Below are 6,779 nucleotides of genomic sequence, written 5' to 3' on the forward strand. Positions count from 1 at the left end.
GACAGCTGAGCGCTTACCGCTGACGGCTTGGTTTTAAGCGCCTTCTTCCTTGCCCCAGGAATCACGCAGCGCCACTGTCAGGTTGAACACCATGCCCTCGCTGCTGTTATCACGGCAGAAATAACCTTCCCGCTCAAACTGATAGGCCAGCTCTGGTTTGGCGTCTCGTAGCGATGGCTCAACCACGGCACCCTGCAATACCTGCAGAGATGTCGGGTTCAAAGTCGACTCCAATGACTCGGCCGCTCCCGGGTTGGGCACATTGAACAGTCGGTCGTACAAGCGCACCTCGGCAGGCACCCCGTGGGTGGCCGATACCCAATGAATAACGCCCTTGACCTTGCGACCATCGGCGGGATCTTTACCCAGGGTATCCCCATCGTAGCTGCAGAAAATAGTGGTGATATTACCCGCTTCGTCTTTTTCCACTCGCTCGGCCTTGATCACGTAGGCATTACGTAACCTGACTTCCTTGCCCAGCACCAGGCGCTTGTATTTTTTATTGGCCTCTTCCCGAAAGTCCGCTTCATCTATATAGATTTCACGAGAAAACGGCAGCGTTCTGGTGCCCATTTCTGGCTTGCTGGGATGCAAAGGCGCCTGCAGCGTTTCTTCATGCCCTTCAGGCAGGTTTTCAATGACCAGACGCACAGGGCGCAGTACCGCCATCGCGCGTGGCGCATTCTCGTTAAGATCATCACGAATGCAGGCTTCCAGCATGCCCATTTCGATGGTGTTATCCTGCTTGGTCACACCAATGCGCAAGCAAAACTCGCGTACCGCTGCCGGAGTGTAGCCTCGGCGACGCAAGCCAGAAATGGTCGGCATCCGTGGATCATCCCAGCCTTCAACGTGACCATCGGTCACCAGCTGATTGAGCTTGCGCTTGGACATCATGGTGTATTCAAGATTCAACCGCGAAAATTCGTACTGCCGTGGATGGCAATCGATGCTGATGTTGTCCAGCACCCAATCATACAGGCGACGGTTATCCTGAAATTCCAGAGTACACAGCGAGTGGGTAATCCCCTCCAGGGCATCCGAAATACAGTGGGTAAAGTCGTACATGGGATAAATGCACCACTGGTCACCGGTTTGATGATGGTGAGCAAAACGCACGCGATATAGCACAGGATCTCGCATCACCATAAAGGGCGATGCCATGTCGATTTTGGCTCGCAGGCAAATAACGCCCTCTTTAAACTCGCCGTTACGCATGCGGGTGAAAAGATCCAGGCTTTCGGCAACCGGACGATCGCGGTAAGGACTGTTACGGCCAGGTGACGTCAGCGTACCGCGGTGTTCACGGATTTGCTCTGGCGTTAACTCGTCAACATAAGCCAGACCTTTTTCAATCAGCTCAACGGCGTAGCCGTACAGTTGCTCAAAATAGTCGGATGAGTAGCGTATATCACCACTCCACTCAAAGCCCAGCCAGCGTACGTCACGCTGAATTGATTCAACGTACTCCACGCTTTCTTTTTCCGGGTTGGTATCATCAAAACGCAGATTACACTTTCCCTGGTAATGCTGTGCGATACCAAAGTTCAGACAGATGGATTTGGCATGACCAATATGTAGATAACCGTTCGGCTCTGGCGGAAAACGGGTTTGTATCGACTGATGTTTGCCACTGGCCAAATCTTCATTAATGATTTGGCGAATAAAATTGCTAGGACTGGGGTCCACCTGACTCATTCATACACCTCGAACGTGGGAATGGCATTATCAAAAGACCATGATCCATGATCTGTGCCCATGGCTCAAGAGCCTGTACCGAATAAACCGCGAAAACAGCCTGAACCAGCACGTGAGCTTTCAGCCGTCAGCGATCCGCAAAAACAAAAAAGCACCGAGCCTGAAGACTCGATGCTGATTTTTACTGACAGCTTAACGCTGCCTGACAGGCTGGGCTTACCAAGAGCCTGGGCGGTTATTCCGCTACGGGCAGCGTTTGCTGAACGTATTGGCCCGGTGCCGGCATAAGCGCAGGACACTCAGCCGAGCCTACCGCTCTGGCAGGAACTTGCTTGTCACCCAGGAAAGGCGTTGCCCATTGCTGCCAATGTGTCCACCAGGATCCCGCTTCACGCTTCGCCGTGGTCAGCCATTGCTCAGGGTTATCAAAGGCGGCATCGCTTAACCAATAGCCATATTTATCTTTGCTCGGTGGGTTAACCACACCGGCAACATGGCCCGACTCACCCAATACCAGGGTCTTGTCTCCTCCCAGCAAATGCGAGCCTTTAAAGGTCGCATCCCACAAGGCAATATGGTCTTCCTTGGTAGACAGGAAGTAACTGGGCGTTTTGACTTTGCTTAAATCAATACCAAAATCGCCCACCTTGACCGCCCCTGGCTGGCTAAGACGGTTGTTAAGATAAAGCTCGCGCAGCAAGAAGCTGGCGCAGGTTGCGCTCAGGTTGGTACTGTCACTGTTCCAGTACAAGATGTCGAAGTCGGACGGCTCCTGCCCTTTCAGATAATTATCGATGTAGTAATTCCAGTACAGGCTGTTTTCACGCAGCAGACTGAAAGTAACCGCCATTTGTCGGCCATCGAAATATCCCTGACTCTCGTTGACCAGTTCAATCGCACTCACTACCGGGTCGTTGATAAACACCCCGACTTCACCCGGCTGAGTGAAGTCCAGCAAGGTAGTGAGGTAGGTTGCACTTTTAACCCGCGACTTCATGCGTCGTGCTGCATATACCGCCTGTGTGGCAGCCAGCAAGGTGCCGCCGATGCAGTAACCAATGGCGTTAACTTCTTTTTCGCTGGTAATTTGTTCGATAACGCGAATGGCTTCCATGGTGCCAGACTCGATCAGATCAGAAAAACCATTACCGGCCTGAGCTTTACCCGGGTTGCGCCACGACATGATAAAAACGGTGTGTCCCTGATCACGTAACCAGGCCACCAACGAATTCTGCTCTTTAAGATCCAGAATATAAAACTTGTTGATAAAGGGCGGAATGATCAACAACGGCGTCTGGTGAACGGTTTTGGTGGTCGCCGCATACTGAATCAATTCAAATATGTCGTTTCTAAACACCACATCACCGGGCGTGGTGGCCAGATCCTGGCCTAATTTGAACGCTGCTTGGCGGGTCATGCGGATTTTCAGCGTATCGGCACTGGCAGCCATATCTTCCTGAAACAACGCCAACCCCTTGATCAGGTTAGCCCCTTTTTCTTCCAGGGTGCGTTGTAATACTTCGGGGTTGCTCCAGAGAAAGTTACTGGGTGATAGTGCATTAATGGTCTGGCGAAACGTGAACTTCAACCGTTCGCGAACCGAATCGGGTATGCCTTCAACGACTTCCAGCATATCGGTCAGAGATTTGGCAAAGTGAAGGTAGGACTGGCGCATAAAGTCGAATTGCGGCTCATCTTTCCAGGCCTGATGCTTGAATCGACGATCGCCCGGGGGATCCTGCACCAGACTTTCGGTACTTTTATCCATATTCTTGATCATGCTGTTTTGACAAATGGCCAGCTGGCCTTGCCACCACTGCATTTGCATATCGAGCAAACGCATTGGGTTGGTTGAAACAGCCTGATAGAAAACCTGTAAATCATCGGAGTTGACCTGGGATAATGCCTGGCTTACCGGATTATCGCCCAGTTTTGCTTTTTGCATTTCCGACCATATGGTCTCATTCCAATTAAAAAATTGGCCTATGGGATCATTGCCGTTAAACGTATTCTGTTGCATTGACTTTCCCTGATAGAAAATTGCGCTGACCCAACAACAATAATGGGAAGGAGCCATCAAGCCCCTTCCCTGCTATATACACTCGCTAAGGGCCTTAACTCGGCTTATTACTTCTGTGCGTCTGCAGCCAGTTGCTCCAAGCCCGTTTTAAACTCCTGAGCCAGTTCAGCCAGCTTTTTCGCATCTTCCATCATCTGCTGGCTCACTCGTGTCATGGTTTCCAGTTGCTTGGAACCATGGCTCATCAAGCTCTGTGCATCTTTAACCTGAGCGCTCGCTTGTAGCTGTGCCAAACCGATATCGGCGTATTGGCGCGCGGCATCCAGCTGCAAATTGGTCAAGGCGGTAAAGTTATTGGCAACCAGTTGATTATATTTCAACAAAGGAGCAACGGCTTTTCCGCTCTGCTCGTTAAAGTTCTGGAAAATATTCGTATACATAACAGTTTCCTTATCAAAGAAGCTTAACAAGATGCGTTAAACGCGCTTCAACACCACGGCAGTACCCATACCACCACCCACACACAGTGAGGCCAGACCCAGATCGCTCTTGCTGCGCTGCAGTTCATACAGCAAGGTAACCAGAATACGGTTACCGGAGGCACCCAGTGGATGACCCAGAGCGATAGCGCCACCATTCACGTTGGTTTTTTCCAGCAGGGCAGATTCGGCAATGTCGTGCTGCTTGGACAACTGCTTCACGACACCCAGCGCTTGACCGGCAAAGGCTTCGTTTAATTCAAGACGTTCCATCTGAGACAATGTCAGATTGGCTCGAGTTAGTGCTTGTGCAATCGCAGGCACCGGGCCCAGACCCATAATGGACGGATCGAGACCACCCTGGCCATAACCCACCACTTCTGCCAGTGGCGTTAAGCCGTATTTTTCAACGGCCGATTTGCTGGCCACAATGATGGCACTGCCGCCGTCGTTGATACCAGAAGCATTGCCTGCGGTGACTGAACCGTCGGACTTGAATGCAGGGCGCAGCTGGCTCAGTTTCTCGGTAGAGCTGCCCGCTTTAGGGTATTCATCGGTATCAACCACTACCGTTTCTTTGCGGCTTTTTACTTCTACCGATACGATTTCATCTTTGAAATGTCCGGCTTCAATAGCTGCAACGGCCTTGTTTTGGCTGGCTACGGCAAGAGCATCCTGCTCTTCACGAGTGATGTTTTCTTGCGCAACCACGTTTTCGGCGGTCACACCCATGTGGTATTTGTTGAATACATCGGTCAGACCGTCGTTAATCAACAGATCGCTCAGCGCCATGTCGCCCATTTTATGGCCATTACGCAGGTCGCCTTTGGCGATAAACGGAATTTGCGACATGTTTTCACAACCGGCAGCCACCACAATGTCGGCATCGCCCGCTTTAATGTGAGCACAGGCATCCATCAGCGTTTTCATACCGCTGCCGCATACCATATTCAGGCTGTAGGCCGGCACACCCACTGGAATACCGCCGGCAATGGCGGCCTGACGGCCAATACCCATGCCTTGACCGGCACTGATCACGTTACCCACGATAACTTCGTTAACGTGTTCAGCCGCCAGACCCGCCTGGGCCAATGCACCTTTAATGGCCACCCCCGCCAGCTCGGCCGCAGGAATGGTTTTCAATGCACCACAAAAACTACCAATAGGCGTACGTTTGGCCGCAACAATGTATACAGGTTCAGACATAATAAATTTCACTCCGTTGATAATAAATAGCCAGGTGTTGCCACTTACTGCATGTACAGGCCGCCGTTGACCGACAAGGTTTCGCCGGTAACATAACCGCCATGCTCGCCTGCCAGATATAAAACCGCACCAGCCACTTCTTCGGTAGTCGCCAGACGCTTCAACGGAATAGTCGCTTTAATTGAATCCAGTACATCTTCACGGATGGCCGTGACCATGGGAGTCGCGGTGTAACCAGGTGCTACGGCATTTACACACACGCCAAAACGCGCGCCTTCGGCTGCCAGCGCCTTGGTAAAACCAATCATGCCTGCTTTTGCGGCGGAATAGTTTACCTGTCCGTACTGACCTTTCAGGCCATTGACGGAAGAGATGTTGATGATACGGCCGCTGCCTTGCTCACACATCTGGTTGAATACCGGCTGAGTGACGCTGAACAGGCTGTTCAAGTTGGTTTCCATCACCTGTTGCCACTGATCCCAAGACATCTTTTTAAAGGTAGAGTCACGGGTAATGCCGGCATTGTTTACTAATACGTCAATGCGGCCCAGCTCACGCAGGGTTTCGGCCAGCACTTCACTCACGGCGCCATGATTACTCACGTCCAGCGCTAACAATTGAATATCTTGTCCGTCCAGTTTTTCTTCTTGCAGCCATTTTTTTGCCTGCTCTTCTTTTTCTTTACCTGGACGGTGTGTCGCTACTACTTTGTATCCATTATCTAAGAACATACGACACACTTCTGTACCAATTCCGCCCGCGGCGCCGGTAACCAGTACAATTTTCTTATCGGTCATCAAATCACTCCTTTGTTTTGCTTTACTGCCTTATAAAAACTCAGCCAATGCTGAATCTTAAAATATTCTTAGGTATCCCGTTGTGCTAACGGTAAAAAACCAACCAAGAGGTCAGTTATTTTTTCACCTGCAACACCATCACTATAATCCTATTTTTATGACAAATAAAACAACTAATTCCAATTAATGCTAAAAAAACACAAACGAACATTAATTCCAAATGGTCATCAAACTACAACATAAAAAACTACAAATATTCATAATAATTAAAAATAACTCGGATCAGACCGAACTTCTCCTCGCATCGTTTTATCGCCACCACATCATTATTTAAAATAAAAATGACGCACTCCTTTTTTAGACTCTTTTGGGTAACCGAAAAAATGGCAGACAAGAAAGGTAACAAGCGTTTACCTTTTTTGAGTAACTACTACTAAAATAAAAAATTACTTTTTTCAGAAGCAAGAATAAAGATATAAGCAGTACGGCATAACCCATGTGGATCTATAATTTCTACATATAGCTACATTCGGGAGCCTGCCATGAAACGGAACTTGTTAGGTCAGTCACTCACGGCCG

General features: G+C 49.9%; 5 protein-coding genes. All 5 read right to left on the reverse strand.

The features are described 5' to 3' along the window. Positions 1 to 33: 33 nt before the first annotated feature. The 5 genes from glnS to phbB all read right to left on the reverse strand — a co-directional run bounded on the left by glnS (position 34) and on the right by phbB (position 6,200). Positions 34 to 1,698 (reverse strand): glutamine--tRNA ligase, encoded by a 1,665-nt coding sequence (gene glnS / locus IEW52_RS14080; RefSeq protein WP_188630714.1) that lies wholly within the window; start codon positions 1,696 to 1,698, stop codon positions 34 to 36. 235 nt (positions 1,699 to 1,933) lie between these two features. After that, positions 1,934 to 3,643 (reverse strand): class I poly(R)-hydroxyalkanoic acid synthase, encoded by a 1,710-nt coding sequence (gene phaC / locus IEW52_RS14085; protein ID WP_229667966.1) that lies wholly within the window; start codon positions 3,641 to 3,643, stop codon positions 1,934 to 1,936. Positions 3,644 to 3,825: 182 nt separating this feature from the next. Further along, positions 3,826 to 4,158, reverse strand: coding sequence for a phasin family protein (locus IEW52_RS14090; RefSeq protein WP_188630716.1), 333 nt, complete (start codon positions 4,156 to 4,158; stop codon positions 3,826 to 3,828). Between the two features lie 36 nt (positions 4,159 to 4,194). Next, positions 4,195 to 5,403, reverse strand: a complete 1,209-nt coding sequence (locus IEW52_RS14095; RefSeq protein WP_188630717.1) for an acetyl-CoA C-acetyltransferase — start codon at positions 5,401 to 5,403, stop codon at positions 4,195 to 4,197. Between the two features lie 44 nt (positions 5,404 to 5,447). Further along, the gene (phbB, locus tag IEW52_RS14100; RefSeq protein ID WP_188630718.1) at positions 5,448 to 6,200 is read right to left on the reverse strand and encodes an acetoacetyl-CoA reductase; all 753 of its coding nucleotides are present in this window, start codon (positions 6,198 to 6,200) and stop codon (positions 5,448 to 5,450) included. Positions 6,201 to 6,779 lie beyond the last annotated feature (579 nt).

Source organism: Oceanisphaera marina, from assembly GCF_014643915.1.
Classification (GTDB): domain Bacteria; phylum Pseudomonadota; class Gammaproteobacteria; order Enterobacterales; family Aeromonadaceae; genus Oceanimonas; species Oceanimonas marina.